The 24,860-nt window shown below is 59.2% G+C and carries 24 protein-coding genes and 1 tRNA gene; 11 read left to right on the forward strand and 14 right to left on the reverse strand.

Annotated elements, in window-relative coordinates; all coding sequences use genetic code 11:
• From icmH to ACK2SD_RS16115, 4 genes are all read left to right on the forward strand, one after another.
• A complete protein-coding gene (icmH, locus tag ACK2SD_RS16100; RefSeq protein ID WP_412460300.1) occupies window positions 1-849 on the forward strand; it encodes a type IVB secretion system protein IcmH/DotU in 849 nt (282 codons plus the stop codon).
• 133 nt (window positions 850-982) lie between these two features.
• Window positions 983-1,498: an Hcp family type VI secretion system effector gene (locus ACK2SD_RS16105; RefSeq protein WP_412460301.1), complete on the forward strand. Its 516-nt coding sequence runs from the start codon at window positions 983-985 to the stop codon at window positions 1,496-1,498.
• A gap of 72 nt (window positions 1,499-1,570) precedes the next feature.
• A complete protein-coding gene (locus tag ACK2SD_RS16110; RefSeq protein ID WP_412460302.1) occupies window positions 1,571-3,757 on the forward strand; it encodes a type VI secretion system Vgr family protein in 2,187 nt (728 codons plus the stop codon).
• Complete coding sequence (locus ACK2SD_RS16115) at window positions 3,754-4,497, forward strand: DUF4123 domain-containing protein (protein WP_412460303.1); 744 nt, start codon at window positions 3,754-3,756, stop codon at window positions 4,495-4,497. Before ACK2SD_RS16110 ends, ACK2SD_RS16115 begins: the two co-directional genes overlap by 4 nt.
• Here the strand turns inward: ACK2SD_RS16115 and ACK2SD_RS16120 are convergent.
• Window positions 4,449-5,696 (reverse strand): IS256 family transposase, encoded by a 1,248-nt coding sequence (locus ACK2SD_RS16120; protein WP_412460071.1) that lies wholly within the window; start codon window positions 5,694-5,696, stop codon window positions 4,449-4,451. The genes ACK2SD_RS16115 and ACK2SD_RS16120 overlap by 49 nt on opposite strands.
• Window positions 5,697-5,698: 2 nt before the next feature.
• Here ACK2SD_RS16120 and ACK2SD_RS16125 point away from each other — a divergent pair, with 2 nt between their 5' ends.
• From ACK2SD_RS16125 to ACK2SD_RS16140, 4 genes are read left to right on the forward strand one after another with little or no spacing between them, the layout of a single operon-like run.
• Window positions 5,699-6,004: a hypothetical protein gene (locus ACK2SD_RS16125; RefSeq protein WP_412460304.1), complete on the forward strand. Its 306-nt coding sequence runs from the start codon at window positions 5,699-5,701 to the stop codon at window positions 6,002-6,004.
• A 9-nt stretch (window positions 6,005-6,013) separates the two neighbouring features.
• Window positions 6,014-8,623, forward strand: a complete 2,610-nt coding sequence (locus tag ACK2SD_RS16130) for a T6SS effector BTH_I2691 family protein (protein ID WP_412460305.1) — start codon at window positions 6,014-6,016, stop codon at window positions 8,621-8,623.
• On the forward strand, window positions 8,623-9,819 hold the full coding sequence (locus ACK2SD_RS16135) for a DUF6708 domain-containing protein (protein ID WP_412460306.1): 1,197 nt from the start codon (window positions 8,623-8,625) through the stop codon (window positions 9,817-9,819). Before ACK2SD_RS16130 ends, ACK2SD_RS16135 begins: the two co-directional genes overlap by 1 nt.
• The gene (locus tag ACK2SD_RS16140) at window positions 9,791-10,048 is read left to right on the forward strand and encodes a PAAR domain-containing protein (protein ID WP_412460307.1); all 258 of its coding nucleotides are present in this window, start codon (window positions 9,791-9,793) and stop codon (window positions 10,046-10,048) included. The genes ACK2SD_RS16135 and ACK2SD_RS16140 overlap by 29 nt, the downstream gene beginning before the upstream one ends.
• A 536-nt stretch (window positions 10,049-10,584) precedes the next feature.
• On the opposite strand, the gene ACK2SD_RS16145 is transcribed toward ACK2SD_RS16140, so the two are convergent.
• The 10 genes from ACK2SD_RS16145 to ACK2SD_RS16190 form a co-directional block, all read right to left on the reverse strand.
• Window positions 10,585-10,660, reverse strand: a tRNA-Gly gene (locus ACK2SD_RS16145).
• Between the two features lie 64 nt (window positions 10,661-10,724).
• The gene (pgsA, locus tag ACK2SD_RS16150; protein WP_039576696.1) at window positions 10,725-11,285 is read right to left on the reverse strand and encodes a CDP-diacylglycerol--glycerol-3-phosphate 3-phosphatidyltransferase; all 561 of its coding nucleotides are present in this window, start codon (window positions 11,283-11,285) and stop codon (window positions 10,725-10,727) included.
• 33 nt (window positions 11,286-11,318) lie between these two features.
• Window positions 11,319-13,142, reverse strand: coding sequence for an excinuclease ABC subunit UvrC (gene uvrC / locus ACK2SD_RS16155; RefSeq protein ID WP_412460308.1), 1,824 nt, complete (start codon window positions 13,140-13,142; stop codon window positions 11,319-11,321).
• A 6-nt stretch (window positions 13,143-13,148) separates the two neighbouring features.
• On the reverse strand, window positions 13,149-13,787 hold the full coding sequence (uvrY, locus tag ACK2SD_RS16160) for a UvrY/SirA/GacA family response regulator transcription factor (protein ID WP_039576693.1): 639 nt from the start codon (window positions 13,785-13,787) through the stop codon (window positions 13,149-13,151).
• Between the two features lie 62 nt (window positions 13,788-13,849).
• Complete coding sequence (locus ACK2SD_RS16165; protein WP_029613560.1) at window positions 13,850-14,239, reverse strand: helix-turn-helix domain-containing protein; 390 nt, start codon at window positions 14,237-14,239, stop codon at window positions 13,850-13,852.
• Between the two features lie 159 nt (window positions 14,240-14,398).
• Entirely contained in the window at window positions 14,399-14,851 is a 453-nt protein-coding gene (locus ACK2SD_RS16170) for a GNAT family N-acetyltransferase (RefSeq protein WP_412462332.1), read from the reverse strand.
• 81 nt (window positions 14,852-14,932) lie between these two features.
• Window positions 14,933-16,252, reverse strand: a complete 1,320-nt coding sequence (locus ACK2SD_RS16175) for a sensor histidine kinase (RefSeq protein WP_412460309.1) — start codon at window positions 16,250-16,252, stop codon at window positions 14,933-14,935.
• Window positions 16,249-16,920, reverse strand: a complete 672-nt coding sequence (locus tag ACK2SD_RS16180) for a response regulator transcription factor (RefSeq protein ID WP_029613559.1) — start codon at window positions 16,918-16,920, stop codon at window positions 16,249-16,251. Before ACK2SD_RS16180 ends, ACK2SD_RS16175 begins: the two co-directional genes overlap by 4 nt.
• A complete protein-coding gene (locus tag ACK2SD_RS16185; RefSeq protein WP_412460310.1) occupies window positions 16,921-17,235 on the reverse strand; it encodes a PepSY domain-containing protein in 315 nt (104 codons plus the stop codon). It lies immediately after the preceding gene.
• Complete coding sequence (locus ACK2SD_RS16190) at window positions 17,235-17,543, reverse strand: PepSY domain-containing protein (RefSeq protein WP_412460311.1); 309 nt, start codon at window positions 17,541-17,543, stop codon at window positions 17,235-17,237. Before ACK2SD_RS16190 ends, ACK2SD_RS16185 begins: the two co-directional genes overlap by 1 nt.
• Before the next feature lie 167 nt (window positions 17,544-17,710).
• Between ACK2SD_RS16190 and ACK2SD_RS16195 the strand changes: the two genes are divergently transcribed.
• The gene (locus ACK2SD_RS16195) at window positions 17,711-18,790 is read left to right on the forward strand and encodes a patatin-like phospholipase family protein (protein WP_412460312.1); all 1,080 of its coding nucleotides are present in this window, start codon (window positions 17,711-17,713) and stop codon (window positions 18,788-18,790) included.
• Between the two features lie 53 nt (window positions 18,791-18,843).
• A complete protein-coding gene (queD, locus tag ACK2SD_RS16200) occupies window positions 18,844-19,200 on the forward strand; it encodes a 6-carboxytetrahydropterin synthase QueD (protein ID WP_039576684.1) in 357 nt (118 codons plus the stop codon).
• Window positions 19,201-19,208: 8 nt separating this feature from the next.
• Here queD and ACK2SD_RS16205 read toward each other — a convergent pair whose 3' ends face one another.
• Window positions 19,209-19,967: a hypothetical protein gene (locus ACK2SD_RS16205; RefSeq protein WP_412460313.1), complete on the reverse strand. Its 759-nt coding sequence runs from the start codon at window positions 19,965-19,967 to the stop codon at window positions 19,209-19,211.
• Window positions 19,968-20,035: 68 nt separating this feature from the next.
• A complete protein-coding gene (locus tag ACK2SD_RS16210; RefSeq protein ID WP_037027936.1) occupies window positions 20,036-20,503 on the reverse strand; it encodes a DUF1289 domain-containing protein in 468 nt (155 codons plus the stop codon).
• Between the two features lie 406 nt (window positions 20,504-20,909).
• Here ACK2SD_RS16210 and acnB point away from each other — a divergent pair, with 406 nt between their 5' ends.
• A complete protein-coding gene (gene acnB, locus ACK2SD_RS16215) occupies window positions 20,910-23,519 on the forward strand; it encodes a bifunctional aconitate hydratase 2/2-methylisocitrate dehydratase (protein WP_295483988.1) in 2,610 nt (869 codons plus the stop codon).
• Between the two features lie 130 nt (window positions 23,520-23,649).
• On the opposite strand, the gene prpF is transcribed toward acnB, so the two are convergent.
• On the reverse strand, window positions 23,650-24,843 hold the full coding sequence (gene prpF, locus ACK2SD_RS16220) for a 2-methylaconitate cis-trans isomerase PrpF (RefSeq protein ID WP_412460314.1): 1,194 nt from the start codon (window positions 24,841-24,843) through the stop codon (window positions 23,650-23,652).
• Window positions 24,844-24,860 lie beyond the last annotated feature (17 nt).

A 24,860-nucleotide genomic window follows, 5' to 3' on the forward strand; every position in this document is an offset into this window, starting at 1 on the left:
ATGAGTGATGTTATTCACGTCAGCCAGGATGGCGACAGCGGCCTCTTCGACACGATGGCCAAGGCAAGTAGGGAAGCTAGGAAATCATCCGTCGACACCGACCCGAATGCGCAGGCAAAAACTTCTTTTCAAAGCTACTTCGCCGACCCCGACTTCCAACTGTGCGGCGGATACGCCAATCCTATGCTGGATGCTGCCGTACCTCTGTTCGGTCTGGTAATACGCCTGCGGACACTTGATGCATTGCCCAACATCAAAGATGTGTATCAGCAGGTCCGCAACCAGATTGACACCATCAGGGAGCAGGTGCGCCAGCACGGCTACGAGCATGCTCAGTTGCTGGCGTACTCGTACGGGCTATGTCTCTACATTGATGAAGCGGTCATGGAACGACCATGGGGTAAAGCCAGTTGCTGGAGTCAGGAACCCTTGCTCAGCATCTTCCACGACGAAACCTGGGGTGGGGAAAAACTCTTCACGGTGCTTGCTCGGCTGATGCAAGAACCCAAGCGCTATCACGACGTACTGGAGTTCATGTACTTCGCGTTGTGCCTAGGCCTGAAGGGCAAATACGCCATCGCTCCGAAAGGCGATGAGTCCTTGAACGCTTTGATCCACAAGCTGCACGGGATCATCCGTGAACTACGCGGCCCAGCTCCGATACACGTCTGCGATCCCTACACCAACGTGGCCCCGCGCAACTACCGCATGAACCGGCAATGGCCATGGTGGAGCCCGCTGGCAATATCTGCTGCAGCCATGGCTGTGGCCTACAGCATCTACAGCTACCGCCTGCACCTCATTACCACAGAGGTGCTGGCATCGCTCAACGGCATCTTGCAGCAGTAGTCAGCCGACATCCGGCGTAATGGAATTCAACGAATTGACGAGGCAATTGCTTCGTTGACAAGCCCATCGTTCCCGATGGCCACGCCACCGCCTGTGCGCGTGCTCAATCTACATGGACGCAGGAGAAACTGCCATGCCAACACCCGCTTACATCAAGATCGAAGGCCAGACCCAAGGCAACATTACCGCGGGCGCTTTCACGTCCGACTCGGTGGGCAATGTGTTTGTCGAGGGCCACGAAGACGAGATTCTGGTGCAGGAAATCAAGCACCAAGTGACCGTGCCCACAGATCCGCAAAGCGGTCAGCCCGCCGGACAACGGGTGCATAAACCGTTCATCTTCACCAGTTCGCTGAACAAAGCCACACCGTTGATGTATCAAGCCTTAGCCAGCGGTGAAATGCTGCCTACCGTCGAAGTCAACTGGTACCGCACCTCGGTCGAAGGCAAGCAAGAGCACTTCTTCACGACCAAGATGGAGGATGCAACCATCGTTGATATCAATACGGTGCTGCCTCATGCACAAGACAAGACTAACGCGGAGTTTACCCAGCTTATCGAGGTATCGCTGTCGTACCGCAAGATCTCTTGGACCCACGTAACCGCGGGCACCGAGGGCTCCGACGACTGGCGTAAGCCGATCGCCTGATTTAACAGAAATGCCCTGGCAGTCATCGCTGCCTGGGCCTTTCGTACCTCAGACGGCGGACAGGGATTGCTTATGCCTAGCCAATCTAAATTGCGTTACAGCTTCCATCCACTCGTTGGCAACGCCCAGTTCGAAGTGGTGTCGTTCACCCTCAACGAGGGCCTCAGTCAGCCGTTCACGCTCGAACTTCAACTGGTCAGCCACGACAACGATATCGATTTCGGCAACCTGCTCGACCAGCCCGTCCTGTTCACCCTCTGGGAAGGTGAACGCCCAGTGCGCTACGTGCATGGTCTGGTCAGCCGTTTCAGCCAGGCTGAAAGTGGCTTCTATCGCACTTACTATCACGCGCTGGTTGAGCCACAACTGGCCCGTGCCGACTTGCGCTCGAACTGGCGTATCTTCCAACAGAAGACCGTGCCGCAAATTCTTGAGTTGATGCTCAAGCGCCAGGGCATCGACCAGTACGAAATACGTGCCAGCATGGACCACCAGGTCCGCGAGTTCTGCGTCCAGGCCGGCGAGACGGACCTGGCGTTCATCGCTCGTCTTGCTGCTGAGGAAGGTTTTGTCTACCGCTTCGTGCACAGTGACAAGCTGCACAAACTGATCCTCACCGATCGACTGCAATCACTCGGGCTAATCAGTCATGGCGCCATCAAGCCCGAGGATGAAGACGAGGGCTTCTTTGATAACGACGAGCCTGTAGCCCCTGATAGCGTGCTGTACCAAGCCAGCAGTGGTGGCGATCAAGCCATGCCCTGCCTTCGGCGCTTGCGCTACAGCGAGCAGGTGCGCACCGCTGCCCAGGTTCAGCGCGACTACACCTTCACCAACCCTGCCTATCGACAGGAGCACAGAGCCGCTGGCCCCTTCCTGGAACATCAATCCAAAGACTACGAATACTTCGATTACCCAGGCCGCTACAAGCGCGATGCCGCTGGCAAGCCGTTCACCGAAAACCGGATCACGGCACTGCGCCACGATGTCCGCATTGCGGAGGTTGAGGGTGACGATGTTCGCCTGCAACCGGGCCTGAGCTTCACGCTGAACGGACACCCGCGAGGCGACCTAAATGCCCACTGGCGAGTGAACACGGTCACTCACAAGGGCAGCCAGCTCACGAGCCTGCAGGAAGAAGCCACAAGTATCGACCAGAGTACGCGCTATCAGCAGACCGCCGTACTAGTCCCCGGCCAGACCGAATGGCGACCCTCCCCACTGGCAAAACCGCGAATCGACGGCCCGCACATGGCCACCGTGGTCGGTCCGAAGGGTGAAGAGATCTATTGCGACGAGTGGGGGCGGGTCAAGGTCAGTTTCCCTTGGGATCGCGAGAGCGAGAACAACGAGTTCAGCTCCTGTTGGGTGCGCGTCTCCCAAGGCTGGGCCGGGGGCAGTTGGGGCTCGATGGCTATTCCGCGCATCGGCCAGGACGTGATCATCCAGTACGTCAATGGCGACCCCGACCAACCCATGATTACCGGGCGCACTTACTGTGGCGATCAACTGCCGCCCTATGACCTGCCCGAACACAAGACCCGCATGACAATCAAGAGCCAGACCCACAAAGGGGATGGTTTCAACGAGCTGCGCTTCGAGGATGAACTGGGACGGCAAGAGGTATTCATTCATGCCGAGCGGGATCAGAACAATGTGGTCAAGCACGATGAGACTACCCAGATTGGAAATGATAGATCTGAACGTGTCGCGCGGGATGAGCAGATCAACATTGGTCATGACCGACACGAGGAAGTGGGTAACGATCAAAGTTTGAAAGTTGGAAGAGACCATCATCGTCAAATAGGCCGGGATGACGTGCTTCAAATTGGCCGCCATCGCATGATCACAACTGCAGAAGACCGTACCGAGCAGGTGGGTAATAACAGGTGCGACAAAACCACAGCCAATCACTCGATAGAGATTGGAGGCCACTTGGAGCAACAGGTGGTTGGACATGTTGAGCTAAGGGCTGGGCAAGCGATTCGCCAAGAAACGCAAGTCATAGAGTTTCAGGTATCAAACAGTCTGACCATCAAGGCTCCGGGAGCAACATTGAGGCTCGATGGGAGCGGCATCACGCTTGACGCCGTTGCAATCAAAATCAATGGCCCCGTCGCACAAAGCCCGACAGGAAGCACACATAACCTCACCATTAGTTCCGCGCCAGCGCCTGCGGAACCTATCTGCATCAGCTGTTTACTGAAAGCCATTGCAGAAGGTCGTAATGTCATTCGCATGGAAGGGGAGAACAAATGAAAGACCTCCTCGTCGAAAAACTATTCCGTCCTCTACGGCAAGCAGAACACTATCGACTTTCCGCTGTTCTCGAACTTTCACGATTAAGCATTGACCAGTTGGAAAACCTGGTACAGCAGGAGCGCGGAATATTATGTCCACTGATGCAACAGGATGAGCTCAGCAACGTGCGCCAGTTCGGCACTGGTTTATATGCAGCCACCACCAACACCACATTACAGGGCCAATCTGATTTCTTCTGGGAGTTGAGCGAGTTCGCAACCGATGCAATCTGCGGCTGGATCATCAGCGCGTTGCCTGCTGCTGCGTTAGCCACGCACTTGGCGCAAGCCAACACCGTTCTGGCACCTGACGGCCAACGCTACTTACTGCGCTATCACACCGAACAATGTCTGCGTGTGCTGCATGCACGTAAGGATCTGCCTGGAATCATCGAATGGTTTGCGCCCATCCATAGTTGGTGGGTGCCTTATCCAGACGCCGATGAAGAAATCTGGTGCTGTCTGATGGGTGGCGACAGATCGGCAACGGATGAACTCAAAAACCTTACGCTAGACCATGCGTGCTGGGAGGCACTGGCAGGAGACCCGCTTGAACATCAACTCGCCAATCAACTGAAAAGCTCGCTGAGAGAGTGTCAGATTTTTTGTGTGCGGGCCGATAACGGCCTGCCCTCAGGCTGGCCATGCTTTTACCAGGTCGGCCTGATAAATCGATCTCCGTACAGAATCGCGAATTGATTCATCGCATTTTTCCAATCATGGGCCGCTGAGCCCCAGTTTGCCGTGATGTTCCGCAGCCCCAGCCAGATCAGCTTGGTGGCGGCCTCATCCGTTGGGAAGTGACCGCGCGTTTTGATGATCTTGCGTAGCCGGGCATTGATGCTTTCGATCGCGTTGGTCGTATAGATCACTTTTCGAATGCCTGACGGGAAGACAAAGAATGGAATCACTCGATCCCAGGCTCTTCTCCATGCCGCAACTACCGTTGGGTACTGTTTGCCCCAAGGGCCGTTTTCAAAGGCATCCAGTGCCTGCTCAGCCGCCTCGGCGTTGATGGCCTGATAGATCGGCTTGAGCGCTTTGGCCAGATCACGACGCTTATCCCACGCCGCATAATCGAGACTGTTGCGGATCAAGTGGACGATGCATGTTTGCAGCGTGGTGGCCGGAAACACGGCGCTTAGCGCCTCTGGCATCCCTTTGAGGCCGTCGGTGACGGCGATCAGCACATCCTCAACGCCGCGCGTCTTGAGGTCATTGAAGACCTTCATCCAGAACTTCGCACCTTCGGTATTTTCGATCCAGATCCCGAGAATATCGCGCGTTCCATCGGGTAGAACGCCCAGCGCCAAGTAAATCGCTTTGTTGCGCACAAGCCCTTCTTCGCGAATCTTGACTCGCAGTGCATCAAAGAAAATGACCGGGTACATCGGCTCCAGCGGCCGCTGTTGCCACGCGCCGATTTCCTCCATCACCTCGGCCGTGACCGAACTGATGAAGTCATGCGAAACATCCGTTCCGTATTGCTCGGAGAGGAATGCGCGAATTTCCCGAACGGTCATGCCTCGGGCATACATGGCGATGATCTTGTCATCGAAACCGGTGTAACGGCGCTCATGTTTGGGAATCAGAATGGGCGCAAAACTACCGTCTCGATCACGGGGGATATCCAGCCGCAGCGGCCCCTCTCCAGTCAGAACCGTCTTGCCAGTCCTGCCATTGCGCTGATTGGTTTCATCCTCTGGGCGCTGCGCGCCCGGCAGATACCCCAGATGGTGACTGAGCTCGGCGTTCAAGGCCCGTTCGATCAGCGCCTTCTTGAACGCCGCAGAGGCATCTTCGATAGCCTCCGCAGTCATCAGGCCCTCACCGAACTGCTCAAGCAGCTCCTTGGGGATTTTTGGTAGGTCACGCACGGGTTTTTTCTTGGTTGGCATACATGCACCTCTTGCTCATGTTATGCCCGAACACAAAATTTCTGACATACCCCTCGCTGACCGCAAGTGGGCAACCTGAACAATGCCACGGTGTACGTCTGGGCAGGGTACGCAAGTACCTCGCTGCTGCGCGAGAAACAGGATTTATCGAACAACAAGACTTGATCACCTACGTCACCTATTCAGCGCTGCTTGGCGACAGACTGACGCTCGACCCCATTTGGCAGGCGGCCATGAAAGAGTCTCTTGAGCAAAGACTGCCACTTGCCCAACGCCTTGAAACACACCTGCACCCGTTACTTCGCTAGGGACCGCTCATGCTAGATCTGAAGACGCTGCTAGAAATCAACCAGCAGAACTGCGAGGCGTTGCAAGATCCTTTTTCCAAAGGGCCGGAGGTCAACTGCACACGCACCTTTACGGTGCTGCCATTGCGCTACGCCGCCGTGGGTGGCAGTGCCCATCAGCGGCAACGATTACCTGCCCTGCCTGAACACCTGCGTCATCCGCATCACGTCACTGCGCTGCGCCATGCCGACTACGCCATTCGCCCGCTTCGCGAAGGCTTCCTGTATGTCATGGAAAAGCGCAAAAGCACTGGGCGACACAGTCTGCACCTACCCTATCGAATCGCCGCGAACGGGGCCCTATCGCTCGTCAATCCTGAACATCCAGAGCCTCAACCATCCGGTACACAAACCCTCCAGGCCTTCATTCGCAACATGGCTTGGGCGTTCCAGATTCAGGACCTCGATGACCTGCTTGAACTGCGCCTGTTCTACAGCCCTGACCCTTTGACCATCGCCGCCCAGCAACAATTGCTGCGTCGACGCGACAGGCTACCGGCCTTGAACATAGCGCCCTTCGCCGGTCCCAGCTGTCCGACGCCCAGGCCTTACACGCTCCGTCATGACCAATTGGAGCTTGTCGCCGACTTTGCCGCCGAATCCAACGACGCGTTGCGCACGCTGCTGGACGCCCAAGTATTCAGTGCCCCCAGCATCAGCTCACTGGCTGCGGCGCGGAAGGCACTGGGTCCTTTGGGCGATAGACCTCAAGCACGGGGCGTCGCCATCGTGGTGGAGGATGCCATCGGTATTACTCAGGAACTCAACGCCTGGCGCAACGCCGGCATGGAGCACCTCAAGCACTGGTTGGAATCCAGCGCCGAAAAAGACGGCCCTAGTAACGAGCGCAAGGTTCTGGTCGCACACGCATTCACAGAACTGCATCAGCAATTCACTGAGCGCAAAGTCGCCGCGCTGGTCGATCACCATAAAGAGGCGATGCGCGCTTATCTCGCCCCGAGCGAACAGGCCGTTCATCCGCAGATGGCCGAATGGTGGGCGCAGACCCAAGAAGCCATTCTCGACAGCGCCAGCGAACTGAAAAGGCAGAGTCTCGAGACCCGTGCGAGAAGCGGCGAATTCGCCAAGCATTTCGAAGAGCGCTACTTGTCACAGGTGAACCTACAAGGTATGCACCAACACCTTGATTCGTTCGATGCGCAGAGCCTTGAAGCACAACGTCTGGCCGAGTCCAGAGCGGCAGATCACCTCGCGTGGTTGAAGTCCTCCGAGCTGCTGAACGCACTTGCCCACTACGACGAGAACGATATCGCCAACGGCCTATGCTTTGCACACCAGACCGGGCTGTGCGTGGTCGGTCTCGAAGGCGTGCCCGCCGGCGCAGCGTTACTTGCCCGATGGTGGCACGCCGACAATATTTCCCCTGATAACTTGGCACTGCGCTCGTTTGTCTTCAACCAGCACGAGACCGCAGAGGTGCTCGAGCAAACGCGCGCAAAGCTGGCTGCATTGCCGCCGGATGGCGATCATTGGCAGCAACTGGATACGTCGCTCAAACAAGCCAAGGAACTCGCCGCACACTTCAGCCAGGTGGACAGCCACCTAGACCAGCTCGCGCAACACAGCCCTGCCAACACGGCCGGCGCGTTGGCCTGGCTCGGTCAATTGGGGCGACAGAGCTTGTCAGTGGGGGCCCCGGGCAGCGTCGATCGCTTGCTGTACCGACGCCTGAGCACTTACCTCATCGCCTCACTGGGCGAGCAAGCCGTGAACCTGCGGCTGAGTGAGCAGGCGCTAGACGGTCAAACCGCGTCAGCCGGTCGTGTCGCGGCACCTGTCGTGCGCCGCCTCGATCGAGCGTATGTCGAGACCTTGCACGGGGTACACGGCAATCAGTTTTATCGCCTGCGTGTGGCCAGTGCGCTACTACTGCTGGAGGCCGGACTGCTGCTGTTGCAAGGACGGAAAGACGACAAGAATCGACGCTTCTGGAGTGAGGTTACTGCGGCCGCATTGACCAGTGCGGCTGCAGGGATGGAACTACTTGCAGTGGGGACTGAAGTAACGCTTAGAGGTGTTGGGGAGAACAGCGTTACTGCGCGGGGTGCGCAAGTTAGCCTGGGGCGTTATCGGCTGTGGGGGGCTGGGTTGGCGACGGTGGGTGGGGTTATCAGTATGGCATGGGATGTCTCCGATGCTATAGATGCGAAAAACAAATCCAAACCAATATTAGCAACCGCTTATGGAACTAGAATAGGTGCCACTTCCGCCCTACTCGTGGGACAAGGAGGCATAGCGTTTTCACAGGCTAGTGCGTTCTTCCATTGGATGTCGGTTAGCTCACCCACTATAAGCAGAAGTATTTCAAGCGCGACTTTGTCAAGATCATCTATGCGATTAGCAGCCAACAGGGCTGCCATGCTTTGGCTTAGTCGTTTGAGCTGGATCGGGAGCACTATCGTGCTTGCTAGCAGCATCGTTTTACTGATTCTCGATGAAGATGCGTTAGAGAAATGGTGCAGAAAATGCTGCTTCCGCCTTCAACTATCTCACCCAGGTTACGCAGAGGATGCGGAAGAACTTGAAGCTTTGTTCAGTGCGATTAGCGAGGTCATATAATGTATTTTGTTGAATGGCTTTCATGGCTTGCTTATATTGATCCAAAAGAAGAGCGTGATGCTTTTGAGAAGCAGCATAAAAAAGTTAAAAAAGAAGTTTTATATGAAAGCGACAATCAAGAAATGCTCGAATACGCTAAGAGACCCGCTTGCAATACCCCCAAAAGTCGCGGGCCAGTCTATATTTACAACGAGCAAATACTAGAAATGCGCTATGGCATGTGGGAAGATAAACGAGGACTGATAAGTATACTATCACTCACGGCCATAGTTTACTCATTAGTAAACATAGCTATTGTGTTAGAGGACATAAAATTCTTATTCAGCCTATCAATCAACTACAACGGCGAGCCCTATGGTGAGCAGCTTTTCATGGTGTCCTTTTTCCTCACCATGGGCTTAGGTACATTAGCGCTTTATCTAAAATTTGGACTGCGTTTCACACGATTCGAGATGTTCACATCCCGCCACTTGCTAATACGCTTCAACCGCACTACACAACAAGTCTACCTGCATCGCCCATCATACTGCGGCGGTATCGTCACACTCCCTTGGCACGGCGTCACGTCCAGTGGCTCGGATAAAAAATATGCCACTGCCGGTGGCTTAAGCCTTCCTTTGGATCTCGTATGGCCGGCATCATTCGCCGGCGCACTTCATCCCGAATTCATCTACGTAGGCAAGGCCACCAACAACTTCGCGGAACTGCAAGCCGAATGGGAGTTCATCCGCCGCTTCATGGATGAGGGGCCAGAGGGTCTACCACGCCCCCGCATCACCTCGCACTTCCCTTGGCCCTGGCAAGCCTTCACCCCTCAATTCGAAGGGCTGACCCACTACTTTCGAACCTCCTCCCGAATTACCAAGATCGGCCTGCTCTTGATCTCCCCCGCCTTCCTGATCATCGGAACCGGTCACTGGCTGAGCCTCATGCTGTGCTGGAAACCGCGCTGGCCAAAAATCATTCGTGAAGCCGGCCTGCCCGGAAAGCCCGTTCCGCCATTCACCACGCTTGATGACTACCCACCGGCTATCCAAGAACGGTTGCGCGAAAACGCTTACCTCTGGGCTGCTCGCCCAGGCAAGCGTCCAGAGAGAAAGAAACGCACCTCTACGCGTAAGCCAAAGACCGAAGTGGAAACCTCGACCCTCGAAAAGGAGATCCCCTGTGAAACCCATCGTGCTGATCGGCCATAAACATGATTGCCCCCTTCATGGCGAGGGCGAAGTCATCTCCGGCACCTCCAGCCTCACTGTGAAAGGCCGAGCGGCCGCGCTTGTGGGGGACCGCATTAGTTGCGGCGCCATTATCCAGACCGGGACATCGAGCTTTCACGTAGAAGGGAAATCAGTCGCCCGCCAAGGCGATCGCACCGATCATGGTGGCGTGCTGATAGAAGGTGACTCTGATTGGCAAATCGCATGAAAAATGTCCCAGTCAGCCACCGCTAGGACGGCAGCGGTGAAGCTGCGGCTCAGTGGGCAGGTACTGGAAGGCCAAACCGCATCGCCCGGCCGCGTCGCGTCACCTGTCGTGCACCGTTTCGATCGACCTTAACGGGGTGCACGGTAATCAGTTCTATCGCCTACGTGTGGCCAGTGCGCTACCTGCTGGAGGCTAGGTTGCTGTTACCAGGAAGCGAGGCGACAAATTAGCCCGGGGCGCCATCGATTGTGTGGCGCCGGGTATCTGCGGGGTGGTTTTGCCTAACAAGTCGATGACTACACAGCCGCTGCAGTCATCGTGCAGCCTGTCAGGGATGTCGAGAACGGAATAGTTGCGCTTTGAAGGAGTAGATCAACAAACCGGCACGTTGCAAGTCTGGATTTCGTGGACTCATTTCTGGGCTAGAAAAGCCCGGATGGCCATGGATCGAAGTGGCTCTGACGGAAATGAAAAAAGACGCCTAAGCGTCTTTTTTCGAAGATTTGCAGATTTGAGTAAACCTGAAAATCAATATTTGGAGCGGGAAACGAGACTCGAACTCGCGACCCCGACCTTGGCAAGGTCGTGCTCTACCAACTGAGCTATTCCCGCGTCGTGATAGGCGCCATTCTAACGAGCTGCCAGCGAAGGTCAACCCCTTGATTCAAAAAAACTTTTACTTCTGCTCCGAGCCTTCGCGCAAGTGCGGCCACGCCGCCAGCAGGTAGTGCACCATCGACACCAGCGTCAATCCTGCCGACACCAGCAGCAACGCGTAGCCCAACGCGACCCAGAAGGTCAGTACTGGCGGATTGCCCAGAAGGATCACCAGCGCCAGCATTTGCGCAGCAGTCTTCCACTTGCCGAGGTTGGACACCGCCACGTGCGCCCTCGCGCCCAATTCGGCCATCCACTCGCGTAGCGCCGAGACCACGATCTCGCGACCGATGATGATGGCCGCTGGCAGCGTCAGCCAGAAGTTGGCATGCACCTGCACCAGCAGCACCAAGGCGACGGCGACCATCAGCTTGTCTGCCACAGGATCCAGGAACGCACCAAAAGGCGTGCTCTGTTGCAGTCGACGCGCCAGATAGCCGTCGAGCCAGTCGGTCGCCGCAGCAATCGCGAACACACTGCTGGCCGCTACGTAGCTCCAGTGATAAGGCACGTAGAAGAGCAGGATGAAGATTGGAATGAGCAGGACGCGTAGAACGGTGAGCAGGTTTGGAATATTCATCGATACGACTGGCTGCAGGTTGAGCCCGGCATTCTACTCGCTATGCAGGCTGGCATAAATCGACTCGGCAAGCTTTTTACTGATGCCGGGTGCCTTGGCGATCTCATCGGCACTGGCCCGGTTCAGCTCTTGCAGGCCGCCGAAATGTTTCAGCAGGTCGCGACGGCGCTTGGGGCCGACCCCGGCCACATCCTCCAGACTGGACGTTCGGCGAGCCTTGCCGCGTCGCGCACGGTGACCGGTGATGGCAAAGCGGTGAGCCTCGTCGCGAATTTGCTGGATCAGGTGCAGCGCCGGCGAGTCGCCCTTGAGGGTGAACTCGTGGGCTGCATCGTTGAGATACAGCGTTTCGAAACCGGCCTTGCGGGTCACGCCCTTGGCCACCCCGAGCAGGGTGAGGTCGGAGAAGGCCAATGACTGCATGACCTCTCGCGCCATATTCAACTGACCCTTGCCACCATCGACCAGCAGTACATCCGGCAGCTTACCCTCCCCGTCCTTGATGCGCCCGAAGCGGCGAGTCAGGGCCTGCTGCATCGCGGCATAGTCGTCTCCGGCCGTCACACCTTCGATGTTGAAACGGCGGTAGTCGGACTTGATCGGGCCCTCGGGACCGAACACCACACAAGACGCCACAGTCGCTTCGCCACTGGAATGGCTGATGTCGTAGCACTCCAGGCGTTGCGGCACCTCCGGCAGGTCCAGCACCTGCGCCAGCGCTTCGAAGCGCGCGGCCATGTGCTGACGGTTCGCCAAACGGGCATTGAGCGCTTGCTCAGCATTGGTGACCGCCAACTGCTGCCAGCGCGCACGCGTGCCACGAACCCGATGGCTGATGCTCAGCTCACGGCCTCGCAGGCTCTGCACCGCTTCGATGATTGCTTCGAAGTCCTCATGCACCACGTTGACGATCAGTTCGCTGGGCAGCTCGCGCTCGGCGTTGCCGACGTAGTACTGCGACAGGAACGCGGCCATCACTTCTGAAACTTCCTCCTCGATACCCACCTGCGGGAAGAAATTCTTGCTGCCCAACACCCGCCCGCCGCGCACACTGATCAGATGGACGCAGGCGCCGCCCGGGTTGACGAAGGCGGCGACCACGTCGACATCGCCTGAACCGCCTTCCATATGCTGCTGGTCCTGAACGCGGCGCAACAGCGCGATCTGATCACGCAACTCGGCAGCCTTCTCGAAGTTCAGTGCCATAGCGGCCTGTTCCATCTCGGCGTTGAGTTCGTTGCCCAATTGCTGGCTGCGGCCCTCGAGGAACATTACCGAATGGCGCACGTCTTCGGCATAGTCACCGGGCTCGACCAAACCCACGCACGGCGCCTTGCAACGCTTGATCTGGTATTGCAGGCAGGGGCGAGTTCGGTTGGCGTAGTAACTGTCCTCGCACTGGCGCACCGAAAAGGCCTTCTGCAGCAGACCCAGGCTTTCTCGGATCGCCCCAGCACTGGGATAGGGTCCAAAGTAGCGGCCCTTGGCCTTCTTGGCACCCCGGTGAATGCCCAGGCGCGGAAACTCGCCATCGGACAAAAACACATAGGGATAGGACTTATCGTCGCGCAGCAGGATGTTGTAGGGCGGACGCCATTCCTTGATCAGCGTCTGCTCCAGCAGGAGCGCTGCAGTTTCGTTCGCAGTGATGGTGGTTTCGACTTGGGCAATGCGCGCCACCAGGGCAGCCGTCTTCGGTGCCAAGCCAGCTTTGCGGAAATAGCTGGCCAGACGTTTCTTGAGGTTTTTCGCCTTGCCTACATAGAGCAGCCGCGACTCGGCGTCGAACATTCGGTACACGCCCGGGCGACCACTGCAGGTCGCCAGGAACGCGCTGGCATCAAAGAGTTGGGACATGAGGGATTACAGACTTGCGTCAACCATACCGTGGCGAACGGCCAGCAATGTCAGTTCGACGTCGCTGGTGACCGAGAGTTTTTCGAAGATCCGATAACGGTAAGTATTGACGGTCTTGGGGGACAGACACAACTTGTCAGAGATGACCTGCACTTTTTGACAGCCGACGATCATCAGCGCGATCTGAATTTCCCGCTCCGACAGCGCATCGAACGGCGAGCCCTGCGGCTGGAACGATTTCAGCGCCAGTTGCTGGGCGATCTGCGGGCTGATGTAGCGCTGTCCCGCGAAGGCCAGGCGAATGGCCTGGACCATTTCGTCGAGCCCGGCGCCTTTGGTCAGATAACCTGCTGCCCCGGCCTGAAGCAGACGCGTAGGAAACGGATCCTCTTCACAGACGGTGACCGCCACCACCTTGCTGTCCGGATCGCTGCGCAACAGCTTGCGTGTTGCCTCAAGGCCACCGATGCCAGGCATCTTGACGTCCATCAGCACTACATCCGGCTTGAGTTCGCGGGCCAGCTTGAGGGCTGCCTCACCAGAGTCCGCTTCGCCCACCACCTGCAGGCCATCAATATCAGCCAGCATACGGGTGATGCCGGTACGCACCAGATCGTGGTCATCGACCACCAGTACCCTAATCAAGCAGACACCTCGTAGTGGGGCGATTGGATCCGGCCACCTTAACAAAAAATTTCACCGCAAACCTAGCGCAACGCGTCATGCAGATAAGTCTGACCCTCTCCTCTGCGCTGCAGGCCGCTCCCCTGCAAATGGCCGTCCGCAACCAGGCGACCGAGCAAGTGCCAGACGGCGGCGCGATCGGCCGGCATCAACTGCCTGAGGCCGCGCAGCAGTCGGCTCTCTTCGGCACTCAAGCACTCCAACGGCGCGAGTGTGCGCGTACCCGTCAATACATAGAGCGCATCGACCCCCTTGCTGGCCACTGCGGCCAGATAGTCGATCCGCGGAGTACGCTCCCCGCTCTCATACTTGCCTTGCGCGTTGGGCTCGACCCCGCCAATGTCGCCGAATACCCGCTGGGTCATGCCCAGCCGTTCACGCTCTTCCCTCAACCGCAGTCCAAAACCTTTCATTTGATGTCCTTATCGACTCATCCGACATCCCTGGGATGCAGGCAGCCACGGGCGCTCAGCTCGGTGCCAAGGTCGCACTATGCACATTGGATCCAATGAACACAAGCCGAGCACCTACCACCCGTCCGAGCCGATCCTCTCAGCCCTCCAGAAACACTCTCACGTGGCGGCGGCGGCAGATCTGTCGACCCAGCGCTGCATTCGAACGAAACAGGCATCCTCGCCCATTTCAACAAAACCGGTAGCTGCGTAGAGTCGCCGAGCAGGGTTGGTGCTGAAGACCATCAGGCGCAGCAGTGGCAGACGGCGTTGCTGCGCCCAACAGGCCAACTGACCGAGGACCCATTTACCCACGCCCTGACCACGAAACTCAGGCAACAGGTGCAGTTCGCGAATGAACAGTGCCTGGCTATCCTGGCTCAAACTGCAGAAACCGATCACCTGTCCGCCCGAGGTAATCAGCCATTGCTCGCGCCATTCCCAGGCCTGATCGAAGGCGTCCTCAACCCAGAGCAGGTCGAATTGCTGGTAATAGGGAAGCATGGCTCGGCGGGTCAAGTCGCGAGCGAAATCGCGGTCGGCATCGCGGGCAGCGCTAAGCTGGAGCGGCAGCAAGGTCATGTGGGCAAAGCTCGGGCATGGACAGGTTGAAGCATAGCGGTGGGCAGGCAACGACGAACAGCTTGCTGTTGATCAGCGGCCCTTGCGCGGTAAGCGGATATCGACGCGTAGGCCTCCCAGCGGGCTTTCCTGAAGCTCGATCTGGCCCTGCCAAGCCTCGACAATGTCGCGAACGATACCCAAGCCCAGCCCGTGCCCCGCCACTTGCTCGTCCAGGCGAGAGCCGCGTTCGAGCACTTGCTGTCGAGACTGGTCAGGAATACCTGGACCATCATCGTCCACCCAAAGCCTATAACCTTGCGGCGTTGACCGGATCGACAGGCGAACCTGACTGTCCGCCCACTTGCAGGCGTTATCCAGCAAGTTACCCAGCAGTTCCAGCAAATCTTCACGGTCCCATGGCAGTTGCAAACGCGCCGGAACGTCCTGCTCGATCGTAAGCCCGGCGCCGTGAATCATGCTCAAGGTCGACAGAAGACTTGGGAGTTCAGCATCGCAATCGAACCGGGCACCAGGCAAAGCATCGCCGGCCAACCGCGCGCGGTTGAGCTCTCGCGTCAGACGTTGCTGGATCTGCTCCAGCTGTTCGCGCAGTTGCGACTGGAGCTGAGGCGTGTCGCGCAGGCGCTCGCTCCCGGCCAGACTCAACAGAACCGCCAAGGGCGTTTTCAGGGCATGTCCGAGATTGCCCAAGGCGTTACGCGAGCGCCGCAGGCTGTCTTCGGTGTGTGCGAGCAAATGGTTGATCTGCTCCACCAGCGGCTGCAGTTCGCTTGGCACCTCGGCATCTAGTTGCGAACGCTGACCCTGCTGTAACTGGGCGATCTGCTTGCGGGCACGCTCCAGGGGGCGCAGCGCGCGGGTGATAGTGATGCGCTGCAGGATCAGGATCAGCGCCAAGGCCACCACGCCCATGCCCAGACCTACCTGCTGCAGGCGCCTGAACGCTGCACTTACAGGTGAATAGTCCTGCGCGACACTGATCGATACCTGCTGGCCCAGACGCCGGTAATCGCCGCGATAAGCCAGCAGTTGCTGGCCTTCGGGCCCCAGCTCATGTCCATCATCCAGGCCTGGCCGCTCCGGCTTGGGCATGTCCAGATCCCAGAGCGAGCGTGAACGCCAGGTACCTTGGGCGAAGTCGATACGAAAGTAGTAGCCTGAAAACGGCCGGTGGTACGCCGCCGACACTCGTCGCTCGTCCAGCTGCAAGCCGCGCGGCCCATGCACGAGCGCCACCAGCAAGTTTTCGCTTTCCTTGCGCAATCCAGCTTCAAGGTAGCGTTGCAGGCCCGCCTCGAAAAGCCAAAGGGTCACCTGCGCCACCGCCACGCCGACCACCACCAGCACCACCACCAGACCAAGGCTCAGGCGCGCCTGGATCGACTTCACCCGCCGGCACTCCCGGCGTACACATAGCCCTGACCCCGGCGCGTCTCGATCACAGTACGACCCAGCTTGCGTCGCAAGTGATTGACATGCACCTCAAGCACGTTGGAGTCGCGTTCGGTCTCGCCGTCGTAGAGATGTTCGGCCAGATGGCTTTTCGAAAGCACCTGACGCGGGTGCAGCATGAAATACCGCAGCAAACGGAACTCGGCAGCGGTCAACTGGATGTCGACGCCGTCGCGTGTAACGCATTGCCGCCCTTCATCCAGATGCAGGCCGGCAGCCTCCAGCCGCGGCTGGTTGGCCAGGCCGCGAGCACGGCGCAGCAGCGCCTGGATGCGCAACTGTAACTCTTCCGGATGAAAAGGCTTGCTCAAATAGTCATCGGCCCCTGCTTTGAGCCCTTCGATACGTTCGGCCCACGAGCCACGGGCTGTGAGGATGAGAACTGGCACAGCCAGGGCGGCGGCGCGCCATTGCTCGAGCACTTCAAGCCCGGGCAGACCAGGCAGGCCGAGGTCGAGGATGATCAGGTCATAGGGCTCGCTCTGCCCCTGAAACACCGCGTCACGACCATCGGCCAGCCAATCCACAGCGTAACCCTGGCGCTGCAGGCTGGCCGTAAGCTCATCAGCCAGCGGGACATTGTCTTCGACAAGCAACAGGCGCATTCAGTCGTCTTCCTCGTCTTCGATCAAGACCCCAGTGCGGGCGTCGTACTTGATCTCGCGAACCACGCCATTCGGGGTCAGAAGTTCGACCTCGTATTCGTAGCGATCATGTTTTTCCTCAAGCTCGGCCTCCAACAAGCGCGCCCCGGGGTGACGCCCCAGGGCGGCTTCGAGCAGTTGTTCGAGCGGCAGGATGACACCCTGCTGGCGCAACGCCAGGGCCTCATCCTGATCCAGGTCACGGGCACTTGCCAGTGGGCAGGCGACCAGCAGTGCCAAGGCCAGGCAAGGCACTGCTCGCGGCAAGGTGTTCATCAGCTGTCTCGCGCATCCTTCAGAACTTCGCCGGTTTTGGCATCCAGGTCCACGTCCCATTCGACGTTCTGCGCATCACGCAGTTCGACCTTGTAGATGTAACGGCCATATTCCTCTTCGAGTTCGCTGTCGGTAACGGTTGAGCCAGGATGTTTGGCCACCGCAGCCGCCTTGAGTTCATCCAGCGACTTGATGGTCTTTTCGTTGACCAGCTTGACCACTTGGTCGGGCTGGACATCCTTGGCGAACGCGGCACTGGTGCCGAAAGTCAGAGCAGCGGCGGCGAACAGAGCAGTCAGGGTTTTCATGATGTTTCTCCATCGAACTTTACGAGTTGTCTACGCCTTTGAGATTAATCATTAGCCCTTAACTCAACCTGAAAATAACGGGCGACATGATAGCGCCGTTATCCAGCACTTCGGCACACACCCAGGTGACTTGCCTATAATGCGTGCTTGCCCGACTAGAGACTGCCATGAGCGCCATCCATATCAAGTACCCCGCCCTGACCTTCAAAGCGGGCAGACGCGCCTTGGTACACATTCGCGAACGCGGCCTGCGCGCTGGCGATATCGGCACACTGCCTGGCGCCGCAGGAGGCCCCAAACCCTTGGGCATCCAGGGCCTGGACCTGGCGATCTTCGGCCATTTGCTACCTTCAGCGCCGCGCCAGCGCTCGCTGATCGGCGCCTCGATAGGCGCTTGGCGCTTCGCCAGTGCCTGCCTGAACGACCCCATTGCCGGCCTGCGCCGCCTGGGCGAGCTGTACACCGAACAGGACTTCGCCAGGGGCGTAACTCCGGCGCAAGTGACCCAGAGCTGCCAGCGCATGCTCGACGACTTATTGCAAGGCCGGGACAGCGAGATCCTTGCCAACCCCAACTACCGGCTGAACATTCTGGCTGTCAAAAGCCATGGAGCGTTGGCATTTGACGGTAGGGCGACACTCGGCGCGGGATTGTCCTCAGTCATCGCCAGCAATCTGATAGGCCGTTCACGCCTGGCTCGGCATTTCGAACGGGTGATCCTTCACGACGGCCGCTGCGCGCCTCCACTGGATGCGCTCACCGACTTCCCGTCACGCTGCCTGCCGCTGCACCTGGACAACCTGCGCCAAGCCCTGCTCGCTTCCGGCTCCATCCCGATGGTGATGGAGGGGGTACGAGACATTCCCGGCGCTGGCACCGGCACCTATCGCGACGGCGGTCTGCTGGACTATCACCTGGACCTGCCCTACTGCGGTGACGATCTGGTGCTTTACCCGCACTTCACCGGCAAAGTGATACCCGGCTGGTTCGACAAGGCACTGCCCTGGCGCCGGGGCGACGCGACGCGCCTGCAGAACGTGCTGCTGATGACGCCATCACCGCAGTATCTGGCGACCCTGCCTTACGGCAAGCTTCCAGACCGTGGCGACTTCAAGCGATTCATCGGTGATGCGCCGGCACGCAAGCGTTACTGGTACAAGGCGATTGCCGAGAGCCAGCGCCTGGGCGATGAGCTACTCGAACTGGTCGCCAGCGGGCACCTGCACGAACGGTTGCAAGCCTTGTAGGAAGCATGCTGGTAGACTGCGCGCATTGTCGATTCACACAGAGTTCTGCCAGCGTGGAAATTTTCAAAGAGTTCACCTTCGAGTCCGCCCACCGCCTGCCCAACGTTCCCGCCGGCCACAAGTGCGGACGCCTGCATGGCCATTCGTTCAAGGTCGCGTTGCACCTGACCGGCCCACTCGACCCGCATACCGGCTGGATCCGCGACTTCGCAGAGGTCAAGGCGATCTTCAAACCCATCTACGAACGCCTCGACCACAACTACCTGAACGACATTCCCGGCCTGGAGAACCCCACCAGCGAAGTGATCGCCAAGTGGATCTGGGAGCAGGTCAAGCCGTTGCTGCCGGAGCTGTCCAAGGTGCGCATCCACGAGACCTGCACCAGCGGCTGCGAGTACACCGGCGACTGAGCCTGCAGTCAGGCCTTGGGTTTGGGGTGTGGGGGCACACAGGGGTTCTGAATCACCAAACTGAAGCGTCCGCTCGTGCCCTGGTGATCGTTGAGGTAGGCGACATCTTCCGCAACCCGCCGGACGCGTCGCCCCCACGGACTGTGGAGCGTCAGGTTGGTCAGTACGTCGCCAGCCTCCAAGTCCGAAGGATCGAGTTCGGGAACATGCCACAAAGGTGTTCCGCGTGAGCAGGTGAGCGTGTAGAGAGGGGTGGCGATCTCGAACGGTGGGTCGATCGGCAATGTCACCCCGGCACGAACACCAAAGGGGTCACGCACCTCAAGACGAGCCTGCTCGGTCACACACTTTCCCGCCGGTGAGCGGGCCGTGTAGAAGCCCAAGTAGCCGTTGCGACTCACATTCAGCCAGTAGTCCAAGAGTGGCCACGAGTCTACATTGTCTCCGTCGTAGGCGGGCCGGACCTCATAGAAAAAGCCGGTGGCGTGGCGATACACGCCGAACCAGAAACTTTGGCAGAAACGCCGCTGCCGTGCCTGGGGGCCCAGCAACTGGTCGATCAGAAATGATTGGATCATCTCTTCGCTGTAGTCGGCGCTGGTGATCAACCAGCCATCATTGCCATTCCAATCATCGAATTCGACCCAGAAGGGGCGCAGCAAATCGCTGTCTTCGTCCCACTGCCCAGGATGCATTGGCGCCTCGTCCAATTGCCACTGGCAGCGGGCGGTGAAACTGATCAGTGGCTCGAATTTCAATGAATCCATGACAGGTGCCTCCTCGAAATGAGGCACTACCCTGGCGGTTGTGTGCAGCGTCAGGCAGGTAGAAATCGCTACCCCTGCGTCTGTTTGAGGAAGGCGGGGGCTATGTAACGATCGTAATGCGCTTCGGACAGCAGGAAGAACTCGCGGTCGATAGCGTCGCGCAACTGGGGCAGCTCCCATTCGCGGAACTCAGGCAGCAGGGCCATGCCATAGGCGTCCAGATCACGGATCATGCGGGCACCGCGAGCGATCAATTGGTAGGCCCAGCAATACACCGACTGTTGCGGTACAAAGCGAATCGAGCGCTGCTCCAGTTGCTGACGCAGAAGGTCGCTGTCGAATATTTCCAGCTTGGCCATCATGACCTGCACCAGCAACTGTTCCAGTCGCTGCCAGACAGCCCGCTTCTGCGCTTCGTCGTATCCGTTCCAATGAATCACTTCATGGTGGAAACGCTTGCAGCCCCGACAGACGGTATCGCCATACACGGTAGAGCAAAGACCGACACAGGGCGTTTTGATGGACTGGTTGGACATGAGAAAACAATGATCTGGGGGTGGCACACCCGGGCATGTTAGCCCTTTGTCTAACCGGGGTCACGGGCTAAAGTCAGCGACGGCAACTTACCTTCCGCCTTTTTTTGCCGTAGAATCACCCCGCCTTTTCAAGGCAACCATGTCCGTTGGAAGCTGTTTTCAAAGCGTCACGAGCACAGTTGATCCGGTAGAACGGCGTTGGCCCGGAGCATGCCCCTTGCATGGCCGCGCCAACCCCTCATCAGCCTTCCGTTCTACAGGCGTAAAACTTTGAAAGCAGCTTCTGTAAGGATTCTCTGCGACCCTGGCTGGACGGCTCAAAAAGCCGTGAACCGCGCATGGGTGTGGGGAATGCTGGATGAGCGTCCCGGACTCCCTTTAGGGACCACTGATGAGGGTAATAACTGTGCTTGAAGCCTACCGCAAACACATCGAAGAGCGTGCCGCCCTGGGTATCGTGCCCCAGCCGCTGAACGCCGAACAAACTGCAGGCCTGGTCGAGCTGCTGAAAAACCCGCCGGCCGGCGAAGAAGCCTTCCTCGTAGACCTGATCACCAACCGTGTTCCGCCAGGCGTCGACGAAGCGGCCTACGTCAAGGCAGCGTTTCTGTCCGCGCTCGCCAAAGGCGAAGCCAAGTCGCCCCTGATCGACCGCAAGCACGCCACCGAGCTGCTGGGTACCATGCAAGGCGGCTACAACATCGAAACGCTGGTCGCGCTGCTGGATGACGCCGAACTGGGCGCCGTCGCGGCCGAACAGCTCAAGCACACCCTGCTGATGTTCGATGCCTTCCACGACGTGGCGGAAAAAGCCAAGGCCGGTAACGTGCACGCCAAGGCCGTCCTGGAATCCTGGGCTGCTGGCGAGTGGTTCACCTCGCGTCCGGCCATCGCCGACAAGTACACCCTGACCGTATTCAAGGTGCCTGGCGAAACCAACACCGACGACCTGTCTCCTGCGCCCGATGCCTGGTCGCGCCCGGACATCCCGCTGCACGCCCTGGCCATGCTGAAGATGGCCCGTGACGGCATCGAGCCAGAACAACCCGGCTCCGTCGGCCCGCTCAAGCAAATCGAGGCGGTCCGCGCCAAAGGCCATCCGGTAGCGTACGTCGGCGACGTGGTCGGTACCGGCTCCTCGCGTAAATCGGCCACCAACTCCGTGCTGTGGTTCTTCGGCGACGACATCCCCAACGTGCCGAACAAGCGCGCTGGCGGCTTCTGCTTCGGCACCAAGATCGCGCCGATCTTCTACAACACCATGGAAGACGCCGGCGCTCTGCCGATCGAATTCGACTGCACCAACCTGAACATGGGCGACGTGATCGACGTTTACCCATTCAAGGGCGAGGTCAAGCGCCACGACAGCGGCGAGCTGGTCACCACCTTCGAACTGAAGACCGAAGTGCTGCTCGACGAAGTCCGCGCTGGCGGCCGTATCCCTCTGATCGTCGGCCGCGGCCTGACCGAAAAGGCCCGCGCCGAACTCGGCCTGGGTGCCTCGGACCTGTTCAAGAAAGCCGAGCAGCCTGCCGACACCGGCAAGGGCTTCACCCTGGCGCAGAAGATGGTCGGTCGTGCCTGTGGCCTGGCCGAAGGCCAAGGCGTTCGCCCGGGCGCTTACTGCGAACCGAAGATGACCACCGTCGGCTCTCAGGACACCACCGGCCCGATGACCCGCGACGAGCTGAAGGACCTGGCTTGCCTGGGCTTCTCCGCCGATCTGGTCATGCAGTCGTTCTGCCACACCGCTGCTTATCCAAAGCCGATCGACGTCACCACCCACCACACCCTGCCGGACTTCATCCGCACCCGTGGCGGCGTGTCCCTGCGTCCAGGCGACGGCATCATCCACAGCTGGCTGAACCGCATGCTGCTGCCTGACACCGTCGGCACCGGCGGCGACTCGCACACCCGCTTCCCCATCGGCATTTCGTTCCCGGCCGGTTCCGGCCTGGTCGCCTTCGCCGCTGCCACCGGCGTCATGCCGCTGGACATGCCGGAGTCGGTCCTGGTGCGTTTCAAAGGCAAGCTGCAACCCGGCATCACCCTGCGTGACCTGGTCCATGCCATCCCTTACTACGCCATCCAGCAGGGTCTGCTGACCGTCGAGAAGAAGGGCAAGAAAAACGCCTTCTCCGGTCGCATCCTGGAGATCGAGGGCTTGGACGAACTGACCGTCGAGCAGGCCTTCGAGCTGTCCGATGCGTCGGCCGAGCGCTCGGCGGCGGGTTGCACCATCAAGCTGCCGGAAAAGGCCATCGCCGAGTACCTGCAGTCGAACATCACCCTGCTGCGCTGGATGATCAGCGAAGGATACGGTGATGCACGCACCATGGAGCGCCGCGCGCAGGCCATGGAGGCCTGGTTGGCCAATCCACAACTGCTCTCGGCCGACGCCGACGCCGAATACGCTGAAATCATCGAAATCGACCTGGCTGACGTCAAGGAGCCCGTGCTCTGCGCGCCGAACGACCCGGACGACGCTCGCCTGCTGTCGCAGGTCCAGGGCGAGAAGATCGACGAGGTGTTCATTGGCTCGTGCATGACCAACATCGGTCACTTCCGCGCAGCCGGCAAGCTGCTGGAGAAGGTCAAGGGCGGTATCCCGACTCGCCTGTGGCTGGCGCCGCCCACCAAGATGGACGCGCACCAGTTGACCGAGGAAGGCTACTACGGCATCTACGGCAAGGCCGGCGCACGCATGGAAATGCCAGGTTGCTCGCTGTGCATGGGTAACCAGGCACGCGTCCAGACCGGCTCGACCGTGGTGTCCACTTCGACCCGCAACTTCCCCAACCGTCTGGGCGATGCCACCAACGTCTATCTGGCGTCGGCGGAGCTGGCGGCAGTCGCCTCGATTCTCGGCAAACTGCCGACCGTCGAGGAGTACCTGCAGTACGCCAAGGACATCGACAGCATGGCTGCCGACGTCTACCGCTACCTGAGCTTCGACCAGATCGCCGAGTTCCGCGAAGCAGCGGCCAACGCCCAGATCCCGGTGGTTCAGGCGTAAGGCAGCGGCAAGCTAGAAGCTGCAAGCGACAAGAAAAAGCCCGGCCAATGTGCCGGGCTTTTTTGTGTGCCCCATCCTGAAGAAGGCTTACACCTTTTGACCTCCCTTCAGGACTAGACGCTTGGATGACCTAGAAACTATCTCCCGGGACCCGCACCCACCCTTCCATCAGCACCCGCGCACTGCGGCTCATGATGGCCTTGGTCACCGTCCATTGACCATTGACCTGATGCGCTTCGGCCCCGACCCGCAAAGTGCCGGAGGGATGCCCGAAACGGACGGCACTGCGCTCGCCACCGCCGGCAGCCAGATTGACCAGCGTGCCTGGGATCGCACCAGCGGTGCCAATGGCCACCGCAGCGGTGCCCATCATCGCGTGATGCAGCTTGCCCATCGACAGCGCCCGCACCACCAGGTCGATATCGCTGGCAGCCACTGCCTTGCCGCTGGAAGCGTTGTACCCGGTGGCGGGCGCCACGAAGGCGACCTTTGGCGTGTGCTGGCGACCGGCAGCTTGCTCGATGTGGTCGATCAGTCCCATGCGCACCGCCCCCTGGGCACGGATCGTCTCGAAACGCGCTAGCGCCTCGGCATCGCCATTGATCGCTTCCTGAAGCTCGGTACCGGTATAGCCAAGGTCTGCGGCGTTGACGAAGATGGTCGGGATCCCGGCGTTGATCAGCGTCGCCTTGAAGGTTCCTATGCCGGGCACCTCCAGGTCGTCGACCAGATTACCCGTGGGAAACATCGCCCCTCCCCCCTCACCTTCTTCATCCGCGGCGGGATCGAGAAACGCCAACTGCACTTCGGCTGCGGGAAAGGTCACGCCGTCCAGCTCGAAATCACCCGTTTCCTGCACCTGCCCTGCACTGATCGGCACATGGGCGATGATGGTCTTACCGATATTGGCCTGCCAGATCCGTACAGTGGCGACGCCGTCATGCGGTACACGTGTCGAGTCCACCAAACCGCTGGCGATGGCGAACGAGCCGACCGCCGCCGACAGGTTGCCGCAGTTGCCGCTCCAATCGACGAAAGCCTTGTCGATGGCCACCTGACCGAACAGATAGTCGACATCGTGATCGGGGCGTGTGCTTGGCGAAAGAATCACGGTCTTGCTGGTACTGGAGGTCGCGCCGCCCATACCATCGATCTGCTTGGCGTACGGGTCGGGACTGCCGATGACCCGCAACAGCAAGGCGTCGCGCGCAGGCCCAGGCACCTGAGCGCGCTCGGGAAGATCCTGCAGACGGAAGAACACGCCCTTGCTGGTGCCGCCCCGCATGTAAGTGGCGGCAATTTTGATTTGCGCTGCATGTGTCATGTCCGATTCCCCTCCTT

It is taken from the genome of Pseudomonas sp. SC11 (assembly GCF_047039205.1).
Lineage (GTDB): Bacteria > Pseudomonadota > Gammaproteobacteria > Pseudomonadales > Pseudomonadaceae > Aquipseudomonas > Aquipseudomonas boreofloridensis.